General features: G+C 61.6%; 14 protein-coding genes. 6 read left to right on the top strand and 8 right to left on the bottom strand.

Annotated features, from left to right (window positions below):
• Nucleotides 1–121: 121 nt before the first annotated feature.
• Both ABD833_RS00695 and ABD833_RS00700 read right to left on the bottom strand, forming a co-directional pair.
• Entirely contained in the window at nt 122–1,531 is a 1,410-nt protein-coding gene (locus ABD833_RS00695; RefSeq protein WP_345070277.1) for a dicarboxylate/amino acid:cation symporter, read from the bottom strand.
• A 132-nt stretch (nt 1,532–1,663) separates the two neighbouring features.
• Complete coding sequence (locus ABD833_RS00700; protein ID WP_345070279.1) at nt 1,664–2,353, bottom strand: uracil-DNA glycosylase family protein; 690 nt, start codon at nt 2,351–2,353, stop codon at nt 1,664–1,666.
• A 355-nt stretch (nt 2,354–2,708) separates the two neighbouring features.
• On the opposite strand from ABD833_RS00700, the gene lpxK reads away from it, so the two are divergent.
• From lpxK to ABD833_RS00720, 4 genes are all read left to right on the top strand, one after another.
• Complete coding sequence (lpxK, locus tag ABD833_RS00705; RefSeq protein ID WP_345070280.1) at nt 2,709–3,764, top strand: tetraacyldisaccharide 4'-kinase; 1,056 nt, start codon at nt 2,709–2,711, stop codon at nt 3,762–3,764.
• A 7-nt stretch (nt 3,765–3,771) separates the two neighbouring features.
• A complete protein-coding gene (locus ABD833_RS00710; RefSeq protein ID WP_345070281.1) occupies nt 3,772–5,721 on the top strand; it encodes a putative porin in 1,950 nt (649 codons plus the stop codon).
• Between the two features lie 62 nt (nt 5,722–5,783).
• Nucleotides 5,784–6,410 carry a MiaE family protein gene (locus ABD833_RS00715; RefSeq protein WP_345070282.1) on the top strand — a complete coding sequence of 209 codons (627 nt, stop codon included), beginning with the start codon at nt 5,784–5,786 and terminating at the stop codon, nt 6,408–6,410.
• An 86-nt stretch (nt 6,411–6,496) separates the two neighbouring features.
• Nucleotides 6,497–6,961 carry a hypothetical protein gene (locus tag ABD833_RS00720; RefSeq protein WP_345070284.1) on the top strand — a complete coding sequence of 155 codons (465 nt, stop codon included), beginning with the start codon at nt 6,497–6,499 and terminating at the stop codon, nt 6,959–6,961.
• Between the two features lie 69 nt (nt 6,962–7,030).
• Here ABD833_RS00720 and ABD833_RS00725 read toward each other — a convergent pair whose 3' ends face one another.
• A complete protein-coding gene (locus tag ABD833_RS00725; RefSeq protein WP_345070285.1) occupies nt 7,031–8,887 on the bottom strand; it encodes a glycoside hydrolase family 2 TIM barrel-domain containing protein in 1,857 nt (618 codons plus the stop codon).
• A 203-nt stretch (nt 8,888–9,090) separates the two neighbouring features.
• Nucleotides 9,091–10,368, bottom strand: a complete 1,278-nt coding sequence (locus ABD833_RS00730; RefSeq protein WP_345070286.1) for an asparagine synthetase B — start codon at nt 10,366–10,368, stop codon at nt 9,091–9,093.
• A 232-nt stretch (nt 10,369–10,600) separates the two neighbouring features.
• Between ABD833_RS00730 and ABD833_RS00735 the strand changes: the two genes are divergently transcribed.
• Nucleotides 10,601–11,839, top strand: coding sequence for an ABC transporter permease (locus ABD833_RS00735; protein WP_345070287.1), 1,239 nt, complete (start codon nt 10,601–10,603; stop codon nt 11,837–11,839).
• A 945-nt stretch (nt 11,840–12,784) separates the two neighbouring features.
• Nucleotides 12,785–13,453 (top strand): hypothetical protein, encoded by a 669-nt coding sequence (locus ABD833_RS00740; protein WP_345070288.1) that lies wholly within the window; start codon nt 12,785–12,787, stop codon nt 13,451–13,453.
• Nucleotides 13,454–13,888: 435 nt separating this feature from the next.
• Here the strand turns inward: ABD833_RS00740 and ABD833_RS00745 are convergent, their stop codons facing one another.
• From ABD833_RS00745 to ABD833_RS00760, 4 genes are all read right to left on the bottom strand, one after another.
• Complete coding sequence (locus ABD833_RS00745) at nt 13,889–15,994, bottom strand: tetratricopeptide repeat protein (RefSeq protein WP_345070290.1); 2,106 nt, start codon at nt 15,992–15,994, stop codon at nt 13,889–13,891.
• Nucleotides 15,995–17,320: 1,326 nt separating this feature from the next.
• A complete protein-coding gene (locus tag ABD833_RS00750) occupies nt 17,321–17,755 on the bottom strand; it encodes a hypothetical protein (protein ID WP_345070292.1) in 435 nt (144 codons plus the stop codon).
• A gap of 344 nt (nt 17,756–18,099) precedes the next feature.
• The gene (gene mtaB / locus ABD833_RS00755) at nt 18,100–19,446 is read right to left on the bottom strand and encodes a tRNA (N(6)-L-threonylcarbamoyladenosine(37)-C(2))-methylthiotransferase MtaB (RefSeq protein WP_345070294.1); all 1,347 of its coding nucleotides are present in this window, start codon (nt 19,444–19,446) and stop codon (nt 18,100–18,102) included.
• A 189-nt stretch (nt 19,447–19,635) separates the two neighbouring features.
• The gene (locus tag ABD833_RS00760; protein ID WP_345070296.1) at nt 19,636–22,344 is read right to left on the bottom strand and encodes a M14 metallopeptidase family protein; all 2,709 of its coding nucleotides are present in this window, start codon (nt 22,342–22,344) and stop codon (nt 19,636–19,638) included.
• Nucleotides 22,345–22,508: the final 164 nt, after the last annotated feature.

A 22,508-nucleotide genomic window follows, 5' to 3' on the forward strand; every position in this document is an offset into this window, starting at 1 on the left:
AGTAAGTGGTCGGCCAAAAGTAACGATGTCGGCGGGCCCGGCGGGCACCCAGGGAACAAGTCGGCGGAAAATTGCTGCCTGCGGTTGCTGAAGCCCCGCCTACCCAATTCCTGCCATTGCCTCAGTTCCCCGCCTGGGCGGGCACTTCCACCCGGGGAATGAGGGCCGCGGGCTCGGCCTGCAATTCCTCGGGCACTGAGCGGCCCTGCAGGGCCAGCTGGTGGCGGGCTTCGTCGAATTCGCCCTCACTTTTGGCCACTACCAGGGCGGCAATGCCGTTGCCGATAACGTTGGTAACAGCCCGCGCCTCGCTCATAAACCGGTCGACGCCCAGCAGCAACGCCACGCTTTCTACCGGAACCATCCTGGTGGCGGCCAGCGTGGAAGCCAGCACGATAAAGCCCGAGCCCGTGACGCCCGCCGCGCCCTTGCTCGTGACCACCAGAATGGCAATCAGGGTGAGCTGCTGGGTAACGGACAGCGGGATGTTGAAGGCCTGGGCCAGAAAAATCACGGCAATGGACAGGTAAATAGACGTGCCGTCGAGGTTGAAGGAGTAGCCCGTGGGAATCACCAGGCCGGCCACCGAGCGGGAGCAGCCGTAGCGCTCCATCTTGTCGATCATGCGCGGCAAAGCCGACTCGGACGACGACGTGCCCAGCACCAGCAGAATCTCCTCCCTGATAAAGCGCAGGTAGGGCATCAGGCGCAGGCCGTAGGAGCGCAGAATCAGGTTCAGCACCCCAAAAATGAACACGAACATGGTGGCGTACACCACCAGCATGAGCTTGCCCAGCGGCAGCAGCGTGGCAACGCCGTATTTGCCGATGGTAAAGGCCATGCCGCCAAATGCGCCGATAGGCGCCAGCTTCATCACTATGGCCAGCACCCCAAACATGGCGTGCGAGAGCCGGTCGAAAGTTTTCATCAGCGGCTGGGCCTGCTGGCCCATGCGGTTCAGGGCCAGGCCAAACAGCACCGAAAACAGCAGCACCTGCAGAATGTCGCCCCTGGCAAAGGCGCCGACCACGTTGTCGGGCACGAGGTGGGTGAAGAACTCTACCCAGTTTATTTCGCCGGCCTGGGCAGTAAACTTCGCCGCTTCCACCGCCTTTTTCGAGTCCTGCAGCACGGCCCGGGCCGTTTCCTGCACGCCCGCGCCGGGTTGGGTCAGGTTGGCCACCACTACGCCGATGGCCAGGGCCAGCGTGGTCACGAGTTCAAAGTACAGCAGGGCTTTGCCCCCCACGCGGCCCACTTTTTTCAGGCTGCCCATGCCCGCAATGCCCAGGACCACCGTCAGAAAGATGATGGGGGTTATCAGCATCTTAATCAGGCTGATGAAGGTATCGGCTACCGGCTTAAGGGCGGCCCCAAAGGCGGGAAACAGGGCGCCCACGGCCACGCCCAGGGCAATGGCCGTGAGCACCTGGACAGTGAGGTTGGAATACAGCTTTTTCATGGCCGGAAACAGGCGAAAGTGGTGGGAGGCCAGCGGGTAGCGGTAGGTGAGCTTTCCTTGTTCATCCACGGTTAGCGTATGAGTGAAACCGTAGACGGTGCTGCTATGGCTCCACCGTCGGCTCTCATCGCCTGGTGAGCGGTACGGTGGGAGGTAAGGCCGCCAAAAGTACGGAAACCAGCTGTGGCGGGGCACCCGGATTTACTTCGCCGTCCGGGTCGCCTGCAATACCGCCGCGTATTGCGCCACGTGGGCGGCCAGGTCGCGGCGCCGGTACTGCATCAGGTAGCGCGGGTGGTCGAGAACGTGAATCTGGTCGAAGAGCGGCAGCTCCTGGTTGAAGCGGGTCAGAAACTCGCCGTTGCGGCGGCCCAGGCACACGGCCACGTGCCGGTGCAGCCCGACTTCCAGCACCTGCTGTTGCAGTGAGCGGTGAATAGCGGGCGTCAGGGCTTTAAGCAGGGCCGGGGCGTCGTAGTAGTTGTAGTTGCGGCCCTGGCGCAGCAGCACCAGCGGGTAGAGGGAGCCGAGAAAGAAATCTTGGTAAAACGCCGCCGGCCCGCCCATTGCGGCAATGACCTCATAGACAAACTGGCTGGAAATTTCCCGGTTCCGGGGCAGTCCGTTGGCAATGCCGCAGCTGTCGGCCAGCGCGACGGGGTCGGTGAAGGCTACGCCGGTGCGGCCGTTGCCCAGGCGGCCGGGGTTGATGCCCAGCAGCGCCACCCGGGGCTGGGCACCGGAGTAGTAGCGGTGGGCAAACTCGGTGAGCAACGCCCGTGGCCCTGGTTCCTGGTAGGGGCTCAGGGCTACCACCTCATCGGGCAGGGGCGCGGCCGGGAGGGGAAAATCGGTCAGGAAACGCAGCAGACGGTCGGCAAAGGAAAGCACAGGGGCGGCGGGGAAGGTAACCGTGCCATACGTAGCCAGAACGATCTAAGCCGACTGGCGGCAGTCCGAAGCCACGCGGCTTGCCGCCCCGGTCGTGAAGCCAGTCGTCAGACTGACGACCGTTGGACGGTTGTTGCGGTTGTCGTTCCGCAAGTCTGAAGACTTGCCGCGTGCCTCGGGCTGGCAGTCGCGCCTGCGGCTTCAGACTGCCGCCAGTTGGCGCCAGTTGGTACGGTGGGCCTTTCGAACAACCGGGCCGCGGCAACGATAGGGGTGCCCGACCAAAAAAGCCGGGGCACCGCTGCACTTAGCGAAGTAGGCGTACTTTTGCGGTTCTGTGATGCTGCCCCGCCCGATGCCCCACGTGCTTGCCTTTCTGCTGTTGCCCTTCGCCTGGCTTTATGCCTTGGTGCTGGGCGTGCGCAACTGGCTCTACGACCGGGGGCTGAAAACTTCCACGGCGTATCCCGTGCCCGTCATCAGCGTGGGTAACCTGCGGGCCGGGGGCACGGGCAAAACGCCCCACGTCGCCTGGATGGTCGGGCAGCTGCTCCGGGCCGGCGAAAAACCCGCCGTGCTGAGCCGGGGCTACGGCCGCCGCACCCGCGGCTACGTGCGGGCCGATGCCGCCGCCACCGCCGCTACCATCGGCGACGAGCCCCTGCAGCACTACCAGGATTTTGGCGGGCAGGTGCCCGTAGCGGTGGACGAGGACCGGCGCACGGGTATTGCTGCGCTGCTCGAAACCCAGCCGGCGCTCACGGCCGTAGTCCTCGACGATGCCTACCAGCACCGCCGGGTGCGGCCCGCGTTCAATATCCTGCTTACCGAGCAGCCGCGGCCGTTTTACCACGATTTCGTGCTGCCGGCCGGCCGGCTGCGCGAAAGCCGCCGCGGCGCGGCCCGGGCCGATGTGGTTATCGTCACCAAATGTGCCCCCGACCTGTCCGCGGCTGACCAGGCCGACATAACGACCCGCATCCGGCGCTATGCCCGGCCGCGGGTGCCCGTGCTGTTTTCGACCTACGACTACGGGCCGCCAGTGGCGGTGGGCGCTGCGGCCCGGCCGGCCGGCGCGGAGATTCTGCTGCTGACCGGCATTGCCCAGCCCGGTCCGCTGCGCGACTACCTGACGCAGGCCGGCTACCAGATTGTACGCCACGCCACCTTTGCCGACCACCACGCCTTTACCCCCGCCGAACTGGCGGCCGTAGTGGGGCAATTACGCCCCGGGCAAAGCGTTTTCACGACCCAGAAGGACGCCGTGCGCCTGCTGGAACCGGCATTGCAGGCCGCCCTGGCCGGCTGGCCCGTTTTTTACATTCCCATTCAGGTCCGGTTTCTGGCCGACGGCGCTGCCCGTTTGCAAAGCCTGCTCCGGCCTTTATTTCAGCCCCAAGCTGTTGTCTGACCTGCTGTTGCTTCTGCGTTTTCGCCTTTCCCGCCTTAATCGGGGCTTCCTGGTTTGGGCGCTGGTGCTCCTGCTGCCCCTGAGCGGGCGCGCCCAGATTGTTGATGATTCCACGAAAGTGCTCTACGGGCCCAAAACCACCCGGGTGCTGTACGAATCCGACATCCTGCGCGAGCAGTACGAGGGCCGCATCGTCGATACCACGCTGACCAATATCCAGCAGCAGCGCAACTGGTTTTACGACTCCACCTTCCAACAGGACCTGGGCAACGTGGGCACGGCCTCGCGCCGCCTGCTGTGGCAGACCAACACCGAGCTCGGCGCCCGCCTGGGCCGCACGGTATTCGACAAGTACACCCGCGACGCTGCCGCTACCCCCTTCTACGATACCAGGTCGCCCTACACCTTCTTCCGCTACAACCAGAGTGGGGCGGGGGAGCAGGTATTTGAGCTCTCGTATAGCCGCAGCATCGGCAAGCAGGCTAACGTGGGGATGTCCTTCGAGCGGTTTGCGTCCAATAAGTCCCTGTCGGCCAACCGGCCGGAAGGCCTGGTGGAGCATAACAACATTCTGTTTTTCGCCCGCTTTCAGAGTAAGGACGACCGCTACCACGCCCTGGCCAGCTTTGGCACTTCGCGCCACCGGGCCGCCGAGCAGGGCGGGATTGCCCCCACGGCGCGGGATCTGGCCCCGAAGGATTTGTTTGGCTACGGCCGGGAGCAGGTCCGGCTGGCCCAGGCCATCAACCGCGACGACCGGGACCGGGCGCGACTGCTGCATACCTACCGCTTACTAGGCCGGGGCCTGACCGTCTACCACGCTTTCGACTGGAGCCGCCAGCTCAATAAATTCACGGATACGTTTACCCCCGGGGTCGGCGACGCGCTGTTCTACCCGCGGATTATTCAAAGCCCCACCGGCACCGACGACCGGGCCGAGCTGCGGCAGCTGGAAAACACCGTCGGCCTGCTGGGGCGGACCGAAGCGGTGGAATACCGGATTTATACCCGCTACCGGCGGGCTTCTCTGGCCTCCCGGACCCGGGTCGGCGACCCCGGTGTACTGCGGTCGGCGTTCCGGCCCAGCCAGCTCACCCCGCTGCCCGACAGCACTTTTGGGCAGCTGTTTTTCGGCGGCACGGCCGCGTTCCGCTACCGCAGTCTGGTGGCCGTCCAGACGGCGGGGGAGCTGAAGCCTTCCACGTCGCTGGGCGAAACCGAGTACTGGTTGCGGGCCACGGCCCGGCTCGGCCCACTGACGGGGGAGCTGCTCAATTCGTCGTACGCGCCCACCCTCACCCAGCAGCAGTTCAGCGGCAACCATTACCAGTGGCTGAACTACGACGCGGCCGACGGCAGCTTCCGCAACACGAACGTGCAGCAGCTCACGGCCCGGCTCGACCAACGCCTGGGAACCCACCGGTTCGAACTTTCGGGCAGCGTGGTCAATATTCTGAATCTGGTGTACTACGACCAGAGTGCCCGCCCCGCCCAGCTCGACGCCGCCAAGCGGCTGCTCATCGGCACGCTGCGCCACCGCTTGCAGCTGGGCCACCTCTTCACCGACAACCAGGCCACCTACACCTACAGCGCCGACGACCGGGGGCTCCGTATTCCGACCCTGGTAACCAACAGCAAGGTGTACTACCAGAGCTACATCTTCAAAAAAGCCCTGTTCAGCCAGGCGGGGGTGGAAATGTATTACCAGTCCCGGTTCAAAGGCTATAATTACAGCCCCAGCACCCAGCAGTTCTACCTGCAGGATCAGTTCACCATCCGCAACTACCCGCTGGTGGACGTATACCTGAGCACGGACATCAAAACCGTGTCGCTGTTTCTGAAGGTGGCCTACGTCAACCAGTTTCTGCTGGGCAAAGACGGCTACTTCACCACGCCCTATTATACGGGCCTGCCCCGCCGCTTCCAGTTCGGCCTGCGCTGGCAGTTTTTCGATTAAAATTTTTCTGTCTGTCATCCTGAGCAGACCGTGCCCCAGGAAAGAAATCTACAAGTACGCTCATGGAAACCCAGCCCGCTTTCAACGCCGAACCCAAGGAGAAAACCATTCTCAAGCTTAAGCTCAATACCGACCCGCGGTGGGTGGATATTGCCAGCAAGAACATCGAGGATATTCTCGTCGACCACGCCTACTGCGAGCAGAAGGCCGCCAGCACCGGCATCTCCCTCATCGTGAAGTATCCAGAGAAAACCCGGCTCGTGGATGAGCTCACGGCGCTGGTAGCCGAGGAATGGGCCCACTTTGAGCGCGTGCTGCTGGAGCTGCGCAAGCGCGGCTTCGCCCTGGGCCCCCAGCGCCGCGACGAGTACGTGGTGCAGCTGCTGACCCACGTGCGCCGCGGCGACCACCGCGACCGGCAGCTGATGGATATGCTGCTCGTTTCGGCCCTGATTGAAGCCCGCAGCTGCGAGCGGTTCAAGCTGCTCTGGCAGCACATTCCGGATCCTGAGCTGAGCAAGTTCTACTACGAGCTGATGGTGTCTGAAGCCGCCCATTTCGTGAGCTACGTAGACCTGGCCAAGGAATACCGCGACCCCAAAGAAGTGGACGTCCGGCTGCAGGAGCTGCTCAAAATTGAGGGCGATATCATCACCAGCCTGCCGGTGCGCGACGACCGGATGCATTAAAAACAGATATTTTTATATATTTTCTGCTTGAAAACAAATAGATTGTCGTTACTTATGCAGTAAATAAAGCGTGGTAATTTTCCGGTATGAAAGCATTTTCTCTTCTGCTACTGTTCAGCGCCGTGGCTTCTTTGGCATTCGGTCAAAGTCCTGCGGCCCCCACCCGAATCGATTTTTGCGGTCAGCAGTATGAGCTGCCCGCCGGGGCTGTCCTGGAGTCGCCGTATGAGGTGAAGGGCGACAAGTTTGACATCACGCTGATATACCTCAACTACAATGCCCTGAGCACCGCGCCGGCTGAGTTTGCCAAGCAGCGCCGCAAAAAAATGAAGGGCGAGCCCCTGCAGGAAATCACCTGCTTCATTCAGGACTCCCCGGCTAAGGCGTACAAGTTTGGCTACCGCACCGAAGCTGGTATGGCCTACGAGCTCATTGCCTACGGCGTCACCAAAGGCCAGCCCGTCCTGGTTCAGATTACCACCGATATTGATCCTTATCAGAGCACTGATATTCCCGCTTTTGCCCGGCAATTCGTGCACCTGGCGAAGTAGCGGGCCGCCGGTAGCTGTTATTAAAAAGGCCGCCCGATACCCCGGGCGGCCTTTTGGTTGATTCCGGTGCTAGGCAGCAGCAGGCTCGCCCGGCGAATTCCGCGAGTTCAAAACTCCGGGTGGCACCGACAGCTCGCCGGTGTACGGGTCGATAACGCCGTTGCGCTCGTCCTCAATATTGGTGGCCTGGGTGTATACGTCGCCGGCAATGGGGCGGGCCCGCAGCTCCCGCTTGAACTCCCGGATTCGCTCGTTGCGCTCTTCCCCGGCTTCGGGGCCGCCATAGTCGGCAAAGCCGAAGCCGCCCCACTCGCTCACAATCAGCGGCTTCTGCCGGCGGTAGAAGAAGGCGTCGCCTATCACGAGCGGGAAGGCGGCCGTACCGATCATCTCACCGCGGATGAGGCGGTCGAGCAGCTCCTGCCAGCGGGACAGGTCGGGGGTGTAGAGGTGGGCCGTGAGCAGGTCCGATTTCAGGCGGCCCTCCTGGGAAATGTGCTGCCAGCCGTCGTTGTCGACCACCAGGAACTGCGGGTGCTCGATGAGCATGTAGTGGTAGGTATCGATGATGTAGCGGCGGGTTTCGGGGTTGGTGGCAATGTCCTGGCAGCCCCAGTCCTCGTTGTATAAGCTCCAGATCACCACCGACGGGTGCGACTCAATCAGGGTGAGCATCCGCAGCAGCTCTTCGCGGTGGTTTTTGCGGCTGCCGGCGCTGGACGTATGGGGGCTGGGCACTTCCACCCACAGCAGCAGCCCCAGCTCGTCGGCCAGGTTGTAGATGCGCGGGTCGATGCCGGCAATATGGACCCGCACCAGGTTGCAGCCCAGCTTCTGCATGGCGTGCATGTGGCGCTGCATTTCCTCGTAGGTGGCCGTGCCGGGCTGGTAGAGGATGCCGTCGAGGTAGGTGGGCTGATTGTTCAGGTAGACGTGCCGCCCCCGGGATTCTATCTTGCGCAGGCCGAAGTTGGTTTCAATCTGGGCCGCGTAACCCTCGGCGTCAATCAAATCGGCGACGAGCCGATACAGGTGCGGGGCTTCCGGCGACCAGAGCCGGGCCCCGGTCATTTCCAGCACCACGCGCTGCTGCTTCTGGCCCGCTTCGAGCCGCAGGGGGAAATCGGAAGCAAACAGCGGGGCGGTGGTCTTGGCGGCACGGCGCGCAAACACGCGCAGGCGCAGGGTGTAGTGGCCCGGGTCGTGGATGCGGGTAGTCAGGTTGAAGCGCACGAGCTGGTCTTCGACCACGCAATCGACGCCCAGGCGGGAGCGGAGGCGGTTGCGCTCCACCATTTCGAGCCATACGCTGCGCACGGCCCCGGTGTAGGTCTGGTACCAGATGCCGCCGCGCTTGTAAATGTGCGACTCCTGCTTGCCGCGAGTGGTTTCGGCGTCCATCGTGTCGGCAATGCGTACGGTGAGGCGGTTGACCAGGTGCAGGTTTTCCTCGCGCAGCTCGTAGGAAAACGACGTGTACTCGCCGTAGTGCACCTCCTCGCCCTCGATGGTGCGCAGCAGGCGGCCATTGAGCCAGACCTGGGTTTCGTAGCCGCAGGCCCCGAAGGTAAGCTGGAACATGGAGCGCGTCAGCGGCTCCTCAACCTCGGGCAGGGTGAATTCCCGCTCGTACCAGGCCACCACTTTGTCGTGCCACCGGGCCAGGGGGGCGTTTTCCTTATCCTGGGCCATGTGGGTTTCGATGGAGCCGGGCCACTGGGCCAAATACTCGTAGTCGTGGCCCAGGTACCAGGCATCACGCCGGCCACTGTCGTCGGCATCGACCCCGAATTTCCATTCGCCATCAAGCAGCAGGTGGTTGTTGAGCCGCAGCACGGCCCGGGGCAGGGGGTTGGCCATTTCTTCCTGGGCCGGCGACTCTTCCAGGCTGCCGGACAGGCTGTAGTTGGTGTGCTCCGAATTCATACAAGGAAATTGGGTGGGACAGGGGCCGCGCAACGGCAACGGCTAGGGTAGCGGGCTATACGATTCTTCTACGGGTTTGGGGTGGTAAGGGGCCCCTTCCATGGGGGTGCATGGCGAGTTGGAATACGGCTGAAAAACAGAAGCCTCATTGTCTGCGAAACAGCTAATGAGGCTTTCAGTACCGGATTTTTCAAGCAGTTAACTCAGGTTTTCTGCTTTTTCTTCTTGGCCGCCGGAAACAGAATGTTGTTCAGAATCAGCCGGTAGCCGGGCGAATTGGGGTGGAGCGACAAATCGGTGGGCTCTTCCTCCACCAGGTGCTGGTAGTCCTCGGGGTCGTGGCCGCTATAGAACGTCCAGGTGCCCTTGCCCAGCGTGCCGTGCATGTAGCGCACTTCGCCGGAGGCTTTGTTGTCGCCCATAATCACCACGTCGGGCTTGATGAGCTGCTTGCGGAACGCCGTGGTCTGGCCCATGAAGCCCTTGACGGTCTTCTCGTGGTTCTGAGTCAGCATGGTCGGCACGGGGTCGTACTTGGCCGAGAAGGTGAAGAGCTGGAAGTAGTCGTTGTCCTCGTACACGCCCCGCTCGCCGGGCTGCATGTCGATGTCGGAGTATTCGTACCGGTACGGGTCCCGCTCGAGCTGAAAGTCCTTGAAGGCCAGGGTGCGGTTGTAGTTGAGCTGCTGCTGGGCCCGCGGGTCGGCGGGGTCACCGTCGTACATGGTTTCCACCATATCCACGCCCAGGCCGGCCAGGGCAATGTCGTAGGTGTCGGTGGCCCCGCACATGGCAAACTGGAAGCCGCCGCCGGCAATGAATTCCTGCATCTTCACCGTCACGGCTCCTTTCATCACGCTCACCTTGGCAAAGCCATTGCGCCGGGCCGTGGCTTCGGCGTCGCGCTGCTGCTGCTGGTACCAGGGGCGGTTGCGGTAGGTGGCGAAGAACTTGCCGTACTCGCCCGTGAAGTCCTCGTGGTGAATGTGCAGCCAGTCGTACTTGGGCAGGTCGCCGCGCAGCACTTCGTCGTCGTAGATCTGGGTGTAGGGAATTTCGGCGTAGGCCAGCACCATCGTCACGGCATCGTCCCAGGGCTGCTTGCCCTGGGGAGTGTAGACCGCAATCTTGGGCGCCTTCTCCAGCTTCATCAGGTCCATGTTGGCGTTGGGGTCGGCTATTGCCGACAGAATGCCGGTGTACTGGGCTTCCGAAATCACCTGGTAGGTGATGCCGCGCACGGCCAGCTCATTTTCCAGCCCCGGGACTACCGCCGCGGCGAAGGAGCCGCCCCGGTAGTTGAGCAGCCAGTCGACCTCCACCTCCTTGCCCAGGAGCCAGTAGGCCATGCCGTAGGCTTTCAGGTGCTCCTTCTGGGTGTTATCCATGGGGATGAAGATGTGGTTGGCCAGCGTGGCGGCGGGCCGGCCGAGCCAGAGGGCCAGCAGCAGGAGAACGGGCAGAATTCGCTTCGGGGCCATCAGGTGCTGCAAAGTAACAGGGCGAGGATAAAACAACCCTACAACGAACAGCCGATTAGAATTCCGTGCGCGTTGCCGGGGCAGGCCTAGGGGCCCAAACAAATGTAGCGAAACAGGGCGGGAGTTTAGGGGAAACCGGTTACCTTGCCGGGCCGGCTGCTATTGTCAAAACGGGTATTCTACCGTTTACAGTCGGATTTATCCCTTGCTCACGGGTTAATTTACTGCCGCCATGCACCTGCTGGAAAATATCAAGGAAGCCTTCCGCTCCATTCACAGCAACCTGCTGCGCACCGTGCTGACGGCCCTTATCGTCAGCATCGGCATCATGTCGCTGGTGGGTATTCTGACGGCTATTGATGCCATCAAGTATTCGCTGAACGCAACCTTCGCCAGCCTGGGCGCCAACTCCTTCGAGATTAAAGCCAAGGGCTACACCAACCGCATGCGGCGCGGGGGGGTGCAGGGTAAAGTCTACCCGGCCATCACCTACCTGCAGGCCACCCAGTACAAGCGGCAGATCGGTAGCCAGGCTCAGGTGGGCGTGTCGGCCTTTATCTCCGGGGCTACCGAGGTGAAAGGCAACGGCCAGAAAACCAACCCCAACATGAACGTGGTGGCCGGCGACGAAAACTACCTGCAGATTCAGAGTTACAACCTCGCCGGCGGCCGGGCCTTTTCGCCCGCCGAGCTGACCAATGGGGCCAACGTGGCCATCGTGGGCGTGGAGGTAAAAGACAAGCTGTATCCCAACCAGAGTCCGGTCGATCAGTACGTGTACCTGCTGGGCCGCCGGTTTCAGGTGGTGGGCCAGCTCGAAAAAAGCGGCAGCAGCGTGGGCGGCGGCGGGGCCGACCGGCTGGTGCTGATTCCGCTGGAAACCGGCAACCAGATGCCCCGGCAGCGCGCCCTCACCTACGATATCAAAACCGCCACCGCCTCGCCCGACAACCTGACCTACCTCACCGGCGAGGCTACCGGCGTGATGCGCGCCGTGCGCCACGACCCGTTGGGTACCGACGACTCCTTCGAGGTGGAAGGCAGCGACTCCATGGCCAGCAAGCTCGATTCGCTGTCCGAAAACCTGCGCGTCGGCGGCTTTCTGGTGGGCTTCATCACCCTGCTCGGGGCCAGCATTGCCCTGATGAACATCATGATGGTATCGGTGACGGAGCGGACCCGCGAAATCGGCATCCGCAAGGCCCTGGGGGCCACGGCGCTCCAGATCCGCCAGCAGTTTCTCATCGAAGCCATCGTAATCTGCATGCTGGGCGGCCTGCTGGGCGTAATCCTCGGCGTGGCCATGGGGAACTCCATTTCGCTCTTCATCGGCGAAGGCACCTTCCTGGTACCCTGGCTCTGGATGACGATGGGGATGGTTATCTGCGTCACGGTCGGCCTGGCCTCGGGCTACTATCCCGCCAGCAAAGCCGCCGCCCTCGACCCCATTGAGTCGTTGCGCTACGAGTAGGATAGCCGGCCCAGTTCCCGGCGGGCTACCGCTATCCTACCACCTCGCCAACCGCCGGCACCGATAGACCGGAGTACCGAACAGCAAGCGCAGCCGCCCGTTATAACCGGGCGGCTGCGCTTGCCCTTGCGCTCATCCGGGTTGTGCGCCCGGCAGTTCTCCGTCAACAGTAGCCACCCCGTTGGCCTCAATGGCCCGGGCTTTTGTGGTCGCCAACATACCGGGCAGCAGGGCGCGGTATCGTTTACCCGATACCCGGCCGAACGGGGGCTTGCTCCGGCCCGTGAACCAGCCCTCGGGCGTAAACCGGGTTTGTCCGTCGGCCGGCCCCAAGGTGCGCTTCACGGATAAGGCTATTTGGCCAACCGTACTTACCCCAGGGCCTCGACGTTTCCGGTAGCCCCGGCCGCTGGCCGGCAAAGCTGGGCTGGGACGTAAACGGGTAGGGCGCAGAACGCTTCAGTAAAAAACCCGGTCACTTCCCCGCCGTCCTTCCAAACGGAAAAGCGCAACAGCCCGCTGCCCGGGAAGTAGAGGTGACGACATCCGCGTCCGGCTGCCACCCGCGGCAGACCCGCGGCTATGGAGGGCATTTCCCGGCCGACGGCAATCTGCGCCCGGTCCTCATCATTGCTAACCGGGTATCCCGTGATGAATTAACGAAACGAGGGCCTGGCCGTGGGGCAGTAGGGCAGGGGATACTGACAGATCCGATCCGCATCCGCATTCAAAAACGGTACAGCCCCTTGGTCAACTCTGCGGTTGAGGTGCCGGCCAGCATTATGGCTGGTTGCCCGAGGAAACCAGAGGCCTGGAGAGCACCACCGAAAAAATAAAATAAGCCGACCCCTGAGCGGGGGAAGTTAGCAGAAAGCCCCTGCCCGCGCACTAGTTATTGCCCATTTGGTGTTACCTTGCCGGGGCAAACAACAACTCCTTTTGGATATGATTGACACCACCGTCGGCCAACGCTTCATCCAGCTTATTTCTCATTTGGGTATATCAAAGAATGCCTTTGCTGCTTCTCTGGATAAGACTGCCACGGTTGTCCAACACCTGGTGGATGAGCGGAACAAACCCGGATTTGACCTTTTGTGTAAAGTATTTGAAGTTTATCCAAATGTATCTAAAGCGTGGCTGCTGCAGGGGCAGGGCCCAATGCTGACGGATGCTTCTGCGTCAGGCGAGGCCGGAGCAACCCAAAATGCTGGTCAGCCTCAGGCGTCGGAGCGGGGCGAAGATCCCGCTGCGGTAGCCAAGTCAGCTGCTAAAGGGGGAGCACACGCGCTGCCGGTCGGGAATCCCGTCGTACCAGTAAGCCCCGCCGCCGCCGCTGAGCCAGCCCCGGCCGCAACCCGGACCGAAGCGGCCGTTGCAGCCGTGTTTTCAGCACCTACGGCCGCCGTTCCTGCCCAGGCGGAAGTGCTGCCGCAGGTCCCGGCCGCCGCCTCAGTTACGCCTTCAACCGGTCAGGAAAGCCTGCAGGCCGCTCTGTATGCTCAGCAGCTGGCGCACCAGCTGACGGTAGCGGAAATGCGGAATCAGCACCTGCTGGAGCAGCAGCGGATGATGCAGCAGATGCTGGATCTGATGCAACGGCAGTTGGCTAGATAAGCGCTCAGGTCACGCAAAAACAAAAGGGTAATGTTCGCGAACATTACCCTTTTGTTTTTTGAATGCAATGAGCTTGCCAGGGAAAGCACTACCCCAATACCGGCACAGGACCAGATGAACCGCACTATCGGAGGTTGAAATGCCGCTGTTGCATCAGGAGGTACTTTTTATTTTTCAAGTATCTAGCAATTACTATGTAAAAACTGCCTCTATTGTCTGGATTTGAGGTTCGTTTTACATAGTGCGGTTCATCTGGGCACAGGACAATGAATACATACCCCTCGGAACCCAGGGCGAGCGACGCGTAACAGCTAGTAGGGGTAGTGCCCGGTCTTCCCCACCGGGGGTAGAATTTATTTGAAATCGGTATCGATGCTTATGCCCGGCACCTGCTGCGGCCTCTTATGCCCGAACCCGCGGTCCGGCAGTGGAACTTCATACTTCTTCGCACAATACTTCCGTCGGAGTAGCCCGGAGGCTAAGGGGTAAGTAAAGCAGGAATTTGGTGTACTGCCTCTCCCGGCTCTTAACGCTGAGGGTGCCGCCATAGCTTTTGCTGATGATATCATAGCTTAGCGACAATCCCAGGCCGGTGCCTTCTCCCGGGGGTTTGGTGGTGAAGAAGGGTTGAAATACTTTTTCCTGCACGGCCGCCGGAATACCCTGGCCATTGTCGCGCACCTGAATCAGAATAGCTTTTTCAGTTTGCAGCGTTTGCACGCAAATTTCGGGCTGGAAAGCCTCGCCAACGTGCTTGCGTTTCTCAGTCACCGCGTAAAGGGCATTGGTCAATAAGTTTATCAATACCCGGCTCAGCTCCTGCGCCACCACCATTACGGGGGCCAGCGCGGGATCCAAATGGGTGACCAGGGTAACGTCGAAGTCCTTGTTTTTTGCCCGCCAGCTATGATAGGCCAGCCGCAGGCATTCCTGGGTCAGGGCATTCAGGTCAGTAGGCTGGCGCTGGCCATTGCTGGCGCGGGAATGTTCCAGCATACTTTTCACAATGCCATCGGCACGGTGCCCGTGTTGGTGAATCTTGGTATGATTCTGGGCCATTTCCACCAAAAGCTCATTCACCATCTGCTGGCTGGCTACCGAGAAAGTCTCTTTGGCCAGTTCCTGCTGCAGCTCCGTTATAAGCTCCATATTCACGTCCGAGAAGTTGGTAACGAAGTTCAGGGGGTTTTGCATTTCGTGGGCTACACCAGCCGTCAGCTCCCCAAAAGAAGCCATCTTCTCGCGTTGTACCAGCCGGGCCTGCGCCGTCTGCAGCTCGGTAAGCGTGCGGTTTAGCTCATCGAGGTGGGCGGCAATCTGCTGGTTCTTTTCGTTCAGATTATGGTTGGCTCGCTGCTTGAGGTAAACGTTGCGCAGCACCAGAGCCAGCAACAACACTACGCCGCCGAGCCCTGCCAGCAACCCGTAAAGCTGCTGGCGCTGGCGGGCCTGTTTCTGGGCCTGCAGTTGCCGGGTTTTAGTGAGCAGGGCAATCTGAGCCTGTTTTTTATCCAGCTCATAGCCGTAGCGCAACGCACTGGTCCGGCGCTGGGTATCCTTGCCGGAGAGCGTATCATTGTAGGCCATATGCAGGTTCCGGTAACGGTAGGCCTGGGCGAAGTCGCGGCGCTGGGCATATACCTGCGCCAGGATATCACTGGCTTTGCGAATGTTCTCGTTGCTATGGGTTTGCTGACTGAGCTGCAGACTGTGCCGGGCCAGCCTGAGGGCACTGTCGGGCTGTTGGCCGAGCAGATACGCCCGGGCCAGCATTAACTCTACCGAAGGCAGATTATAATCGTCGTGCGAGGCGTGGACCAGTTGCCGGGCCCGTAGCCCATGGGCCAGGGCCTGGGCGTGGTTGCCCTGCAAACCGTACACTTCCGCCAGGCTGGTTTCATTACCGGCTTCGCCCTGGGCATCGCCCAACTGCCGGCTCAACCGCAATGCCTGATGATAGTAGCGCAGGGCCAGCGGCCAGTTTTGTAGCATCTGAAACGAGTTGCCGAGTACGTTCAGGGCAAAGAGAACCTGCTGCTGATCCTGGGCCTGCCGGCCGCTTTTCAAGGCCCTGCGCAATATGGGTATTGCCTCAATATAATTACCCGTTTGGGAGTAAATGCTGCCTATGGTAGCCTGCAGGCGCGTAAGGGTCTGCAGGTCGCCGGTTTGCTCGGCCAGGGGCAGCCCCTGCAGGGCCGCGGCTAAGGCGGGGACGGGGCTGCCCTGCAGCAGGTCAATCAGACTTAACTGCAGCCAGGCCCGGCCCAGGCCCCGCCGATCAGCCCGGCGGGTAAACAAGCGCTGCGCCTGCTGCGCATAGTGCCGGGCCGCCTCGTATTCGGTCTGCCGCCGGTACAGCTTACTCAGGTCCAGCAGCACCAGTCCTTCGCCTGCCGAGTCCGCTAACTGCCGGGCCAGGTTGAGGGCCTGGTGGCTGAGCTTCGTGGCCTGCGGCGCGTCGGGAGTGCTGACCGCCTGCGAAAGTGCCAGCAGCCGGCGTACGCGGGTGGTATCAGCCTGGGGGTGGGTGCGCAGCAATTGGCGCAAACTATCGCTCGTACGCGTCTGGCCCGCCGCGAAAAACGCAAGCCAAACCAGGCTCAGAAGCAATAGACCGGCGCGTTGTATCATGCTGGCGGGCGCTAAACATCAGATTCCCGCAGCGGTGGTGCGGGTGGCGTTGGCTCAGAAGCTGGTTGAGTTAGCCTAAGAGCCGTCACAACGGTGTAGAGACGCATACTTGCGTCTCGTCGTTGAACGATAATCGTTGGGCCGGCGCGGCCGACTTCTAAGCGAAGAGGTGCGATTGTGCCCACTCACGGCCTGGCAGTCAGGCCAAAGGCGGAACTGGCACTGGTGCCGGTGGGCAGTGGCGCGGCCCGGACTAAAAAGGTGGTCAGGGCCGCGCAAAAATTCTATGACTACTGTGCTGCCAGTCGCCGGTTGGCTATTGGCAAAACAAGCGGTGCTCCTCGCCTTGGGCCGCTGGGCGGTTGTGAAAAGGGCCTGTCCGCCATGCGGCGAAGGTAATATCGTGCAGCTAAAAATTGGGATTATGGATGCTGCCCCGGGCTCTGCTTTCGGTCTTTTGGTCGTTAAACCTTACGGTAGTCATCGTAACCACCGTAATTCCCGCTTCGACCGGGAACGCCCAACTCTTGTGGGGCCCTGGTTCTGCCTGGGCCCCCGGCAGCTTAGCCAGCTGGTTGTAAATATCCGGGGCCTGGCCCGGACCAGCGACCTGGAAGTGGCTGGGTAGGGTTTGGAGGCTGTTCAGCTTCAGATTACTATCCGTCTTCGTGAAATGTACTTCCTCATTGCCGAGCCGGAAAACAGCCGTGTCGGGTACCTGCGGATAGTCAGGCTGCCCCCAGAGAGAGGCATAAAAATTTATGGTAGCCGCCCATTCGGCATTCGGCACATCTATTTCTGCAATCGGAGTGAGGGTTTCCATGAGTGCAACAGGCTTTAGTGAAAGAAAAGAGATTTATAGAATGAATATAATAAATAATATAAACATGGCAGGGGTTAGCAAACGGCACGTGACTGCCCTAAGCTCAGGTACGGAGTTCTGACTGCACCCAGGAGATTCAACAGCCCGACAGAATGCGGTAGCATAAACAACTTTGCTGGTACGGCTTTGCTCTCCCGGGTTTGACTCATACCGCAGAAAGGTGCGGTAGCAGTTTCGTGAACAGGGTAGCCGGTGCCTGCTGCCCGGGACTGGTCGCTGGGAGCGGATGTTGCGCGTCTGGGGCCAACGACGACCGGCCCGACGGCTGGTAGCCGCCGGACCGGGAGCCACACCATTCGCGAAACCGCTACAGGCTCCTGACCTGGGTCCGCCCGATAAGCTACCGGCAACTAAAAATTAGGATTATGAATTGCCCCCAGAATATTAGTGGTGACAGTTCTAGGATTGGGGATTTCAACGCTTCCCAACGCAATTACAGTGTATCCCTGGCCTACAGGTCGGCAAATCGTATTCGAAACGACGGTGATGGTCTGGAACTCAATATACTTTTTGGCTCCAGGAAGCTTTTTAAGTTTTTCATACTGTGCTTCTGCATCATCCTTACTACTGGCTTTAGAATAGTAGGTGTTTTTGATGAGTTGATTTAGCACCGGGCCCTGGTGGGAACAAATAAAATGCAACTCAAATTCTTCGGGTCTGAAAATTGCTTTCAACGATTGAGACCGGTCAGCTTCAGCTTCTAACACCTCTTCATAAAACTTTACTGTAGCCTCCCAGTCATCAGCCGGCACGACAATCTCTACTGCAGTTGTAAGCGTTTCCATGGGCAGGGCGGGAAATAAGTGGGAAGATGTGTAATGGGCCTAATGTAATAAATAATATAAGTATACCAATTAAGCGAACGGCTGAGTTTGATTTTAGGCGTTGCAACAATAGCCCGAGCAGCTAGCAGCGCAGTGAGTGAAAGCAGAAACATTGACTTTGAGGGTGCCTTTACAGCCCTGAAAAAAAACCGACGGGACGACTCCCGGTACCAGGAAGTATCGTCCCGTCGGGGAGTTGAAAAGACGGTTGTAGGGCGCCCGCTCTGCCGCGGCGGCAGTCAGGGCGCAAAGCCGGAGCAACCAAAGAAACGAACGGTTTGGGGGCAACGCCGCCTTCTTTTTGCCTAATGGTGCAGCATTTCCGCGCCCATTTCTTCCGCCTCCATCAGGTTCTGCGGGTTCACGGCAACCAGGCGCAGGGTCTTCATTTCGCCCACTAATAACGGGTCGTATTTGGCGGCTACGCGGATGTAATTGGGCGTAAAGCCTTCCATCTGGCCGTTGGTCACGTCGTCTTCGAAGAGCACCTCCGTTTCCAGGCCCACGTGCTGCTCGTAGAAGAAGCGCTTTTTCTTCTCCGAGAGACCACGCAGCTGGGTGGTGCGCTCGTGCCGGTGGCGATCCTGCACCCGGCCGGGCAGGGTAGGGGCTAAGGTGTTTTCGCGCTCCGAATACGGAAATACGTGCAGGTAGCTTATGTCCAGGTCGTTGAGGAACTGATAGGTTTCCAGGAAATCAGCTGCTGTTTCGCCGGGAAACCCCACGATAACGTCGACCCCGATGCAGGCGTGGGGCATCACCTGCTTGATCAGGGCCACGCGGTCGGCGTAGAGCTGGCGGCGGTAGCGGCGGCGCATCAGCCCCAGAATCTTATCGGAGCCGCTTTGCAGCGGGATGTGAAAGTGCGGTGCGAAGCGCTTGGAGCCGGCCACGAAGCGGATGATATCGTCGGTGAGCAGGTTGGGCTCGCAGCTGCTGATGCGGAAGCGGCGGATGCCGGTCACTTCGTCGAGGGCCCGCACGAGGTCGTAGAAATCCTCTTTCCGCTCCCGCTCCGGCCCCTGCAGGCCGAAGTCGCCGAGGTTGACGCCGGTCAGCACGATTTCCTTCACGCCCGTTTCGGCCAGCTGCTGCACGCGCGCTACCACGCTCTGCACCGAGTCGGAGCGGCTGCTGCCGCGGGCCAGCGGAATGGTGCAGAACGAGCAGGAATAGTCGCAGCCGTCCTGCACCTTGAGGAAGGTGCGGGTCCGGTCGCCGTAGCTGTGGGCGGCGTGAAACTCAGTGGCTTCGGAAATAGGGGAGGCGTACACCTGGCCGGGCTGGCCGGCGGCGGGCTTTTCGAAGCCGGCCAGAATATCGACCAGCTGAAATTTCTCGGCGGCGCCCAGCACCGCATGCACGCCGGGGATTTCGGCAATTTCCTGCGGTTTCAGCTGGGCGTAGCACCCGACGATGGTCACGAAAGCCTCCGGATTGTGCCTGAGGGCTTCTTTCACCACCTTGCGGCACTTGCGGTCGGCGTGGTCGGTGACGGAGCAGGTGTTGATGACGTAGATGTCGGCCGCGTCTTCGAAGGCTACTTTGCGGAAGCCGCGCTCCTCGAACTGCCGGCCGATGGCCGAGGTTTCGGAGAAGTTGAGCTTGCAGCCCAGGGTATAAAAGGCAACTTTTCTGGTTTCCATTTCCATAAGCAGGGCCGCAAAGATACAGCTTGCCGGAGTTTAAAAGTAACCCAACGGCAGTTTCCCCCGCCGGCCTCCCAAAGCGGCTTACAGCAGGGAAGCAGGCGGCTGCGCGGGGCAAAGCCGCGGCGCAGCCAGCCCGGCCAGACCAGGTGGCCTGGCCGGTTCCCGGATGTGGCCTGTGCGGCTCCGTTGCTACTCGCCGGCCGGGGCGGGACTGGCGCGCATCAGCTGCCCAAAAAAGATACTGTTCAGAAACAGCTTGTTGGTGCCGTACCAGAAGGCGCGGAAGTTGGGGTTATCAACCAGGGAGATAATCCGGCCGGCGCCCACGTCGACAATGTCGACGGCGGCGGAATTGCGCAGCTTGGCCTCGTTGGCCCGGGAAATGAAGCCGCTGGCCAGCGGACGGGCCGTATACATCAGGGGGTTGGCGTAGGGGCTGGCGGCGCGCTCCATGAACACGGTATGGTCGCGGAACAGGAACACGTCGGGGCTGGTGTAGCCGTAGCCCAGCGGGTGCGTCAGGTCGAGCCGGGCGTGGAAGATGGCCCCCGAAATTTCCTGGGCGCTGGCGGTGTTGCGCATGCCCACGTAGGGCCGCTGCGGGAGCGGATTCGCGCCGGCCACTGTGGCCGGAGCCGGCCGGGCCCGGCCGGGGGGAGCCGGAGCCGGCGAAACCGGAGCCGGGCCGACCGCCGGGACGGTACTGGTAGCCCCGGGCGCCAGGGCTGTTTCCGGCGCGGCCGGAACCGGGCCGCCGGCTTTGAATCTGGTGGTGGACAGCCCGTTGTCGGCCAGCCATTTGGCGCCTTTGCCCAGGGCCAGCAGGGTGTTGCCGCGCTGCACCCAGGTGCGCAGCTTCTCCCGGGCCGACGCGGAGATACTGGCGTACGTGCCATCGGAGGCCACGATCACGGTATAGCGGTCCAGATTCAGGCGGTCCAGCGTTTCGGGCGCTACCAGGCTCGGCGTCATGCCGAACCGCTCATCGAGCAGGTGCCAGGCTTCGCCCACATCGGTCGGGCTCACGCCGGGCCCGGCCAGCAGCATGATTTCGGGCTTTTTCAGGGTCACGAAGTTGACGCTGCCCAGCTTGAGCCCCTGCGCCGACAGGCCCGTGGTGATGCCCACCACGTCGAGGCCGTTGGCGGTGGCTACGCGCTGCATCAGCGCATAGAGCGAGTCGGCGGGCATGGTTTGCAGCCCCACCGGCACCAGAATGCTGCCGTAGTCCATTTTCCGGGCGCCAATAAAGAAGGGCTCCGAGGCCACCTTCACGACCAGCTTACGGGCCAGCAGCGTGTTCAGGGCGCGTGGGGCGTAGTAGCCCTGCCAGCTGAAGGCGTAGGCGTAGGCGGTTTTGTCGCCCAGCACGCGGCCCGTGGGGAAGCTCACGCTGTCGAGGCGCGGCCCCAGCAGGCCCCCGGCCGGATCTTTCGTAACGGCCGCCGTGGCCAGCCCGAAGGCCCGGGGCAGGGTCCAGGCCGAAATGTCGTAGAAGATGCTATCCTGAAATGTGGTACGCTCCTCAAACATGGCCTGAATCAGCCGGAACTGGGGCTGGTCGGTGGGCACCACGTAGGCCTGGTCGGGCGCGTAAGTGGTGCCGTTTAGCTTAAGCGCGCTTTTGGGCCGATACACCGCAATCTGGTGCTGGCGGATCACGCGGGCCAGCTCGTAGGCGCGGGCCGGGTCCTGGTCGGCCCCGAACACGTAGGCCCGCACGCCCTGGCCGCGGGCTTCGCGGGCCGCCTGCTGGTAGAACTCGCGCTGGTAGTTCAGCAAGTCCACGCGCAGGGCCTGCACCGCCTCAATAGACGAGAGCGTAGTAGCCACCTGGTTGCGGATGGTGAAGGGAAAACGGACTATGCCGTTTACGCTTTCCTGGGCGTGGCCGCGGGAGCTGGCCTGCTCAAACAGAATGCCCACGGCCCCGTTCACGTCGGGATACGTCGAGCCCTTGCCGTAGTAGAAGTCGTCGTAGTTTTCCTCCGTGAAGTACAGGGAGCCCAGCTTATCCAGCGCCCTGGCGTGGTAGGCCCCGATTTTCTGGGTCAGCTCGAAATTGCGGGCCGGGGTGAGCGGGTGCTTGCGCGAGGGCACGCCGGGCTGGAAGAAAAATGTGGAGTTAGTGCCCATCTCGTGGTGGTCGGTGAGCAGGTTGGGCTTCCAGTCGTGGAACTGCCGCAGCCGCCCGCGCGACTCGGGGTGCTGCAGCGGCAGCCAGTCGCGGTTCAGGTCGAACCAGTAGTGGTTGAAGCGGCCGCCGGGCCAGGCCTCGTTCTGCTCCAGGTTGGCCGGGTCAGCCACCAGGTTTTTGCTGCGGCGGGCATTCACCCAGCCCGAATGGCGCGCGAGGCCGTCGGGGTTGATGCTGGGGTCGACCAGCACTACGGTATTGCGCAGCACCTCATCGATGGCCGGGCCCTGGGCGGCGGCCAGGTAATACACGGCCAGCAACGAGGCATTGGTGCCGCTGGGCTCGTTGCCGTGCACGCTGTAGCCCATCCAGAACACGGCCGGCATCCGGCTCACGTCGAGCTGGCCGGACGCGGCCGGGTCCGTCAGCCGGTGGTGGTCGGCCTTGATCTGGGTGATGTTGCGCTGATTGTCGGGCGAGGTGATGGTGAGCAGCAGCAGGGGGCGGTGCTCGTGGGTGCGGGCATATTCGGTAATCGTTACCCGGTCGGAAGCGGCGTCGACGGCCCGCATATACGTCACCAGCTGGTCGTGGCTTACGTGCCACTCACCCACCTCGTAGCCCAGCACCGCCGCCGGCGTGGGAATGGCCGGGTTGTAAGTCACCGTCTGGGGCAGGTAATAGGCCAGGTTGGAGGAGGTCTGGGCCCGACCCGCAAGCGCCACCAGCAGCGCCAGTAGTAAACCGTAGAATTTTCGCATGGTAAAAAATAAGGTAAGCGTGTTCAGGGAATTCCAGGCTTTCGGCGGAAAGCCTGAGGGAGCCGGCCCGCTTCGCGTGTCGTTTTTTCGGGTGAACCGGACGCGGGGTCGAAATCGCCGGCCCCGGCCGGCGCAATCCTGGTCGGCCGCGCCCGCCGGAGCCC

Source organism: Hymenobacter fastidiosus (assembly GCF_039539565.1).
Taxonomy (GTDB): domain Bacteria; phylum Bacteroidota; class Bacteroidia; order Cytophagales; family Hymenobacteraceae; genus Hymenobacter; species Hymenobacter fastidiosus.

Coding starts and splice junctions, on each gene's coding strand:
- lpxK (WP_345070280.1), top strand. CDS start 2,709: ATGCCCCACGTGCTTGCCTTTCTGCTGTTGCCCTTCGCCTGGCTTTAT.
- ABD833_RS00715 (WP_345070282.1), top strand. CDS start 5,784: ATGGAAACCCAGCCCGCTTTCAACGCCGAACCCAAGGAGAAAACCATT.
- ABD833_RS00720 (WP_345070284.1), top strand. CDS start 6,497: ATGAAAGCATTTTCTCTTCTGCTACTGTTCAGCGCCGTGGCTTCTTTG.
- ABD833_RS00725 (WP_345070285.1), bottom strand. CDS start 8,887: ATGAATTCGGAGCACACCAACTACAGCCTGTCCGGCAGCCTGGAAGAG.
- ABD833_RS00730 (WP_345070286.1), bottom strand. CDS start 10,368: ATGGCCCCGAAGCGAATTCTGCCCGTTCTCCTGCTGCTGGCCCTCTGG.
- ABD833_RS00735 (WP_345070287.1), top strand. CDS start 10,601: ATGCACCTGCTGGAAAATATCAAGGAAGCCTTCCGCTCCATTCACAGC.
- ABD833_RS00740 (WP_345070288.1), top strand. CDS start 12,785: ATGATTGACACCACCGTCGGCCAACGCTTCATCCAGCTTATTTCTCAT.
- ABD833_RS00750 (WP_345070292.1), bottom strand. CDS start 17,755: ATGGAAACGCTTACAACTGCAGTAGAGATTGTCGTGCCGGCTGATGAC.
- mtaB (WP_345070294.1), bottom strand. CDS start 19,446: ATGGAAATGGAAACCAGAAAAGTTGCCTTTTATACCCTGGGCTGCAAG.
- ABD833_RS00760 (WP_345070296.1), bottom strand. CDS start 22,344: ATGCGAAAATTCTACGGTTTACTACTGGCGCTGCTGGTGGCGCTTGCG.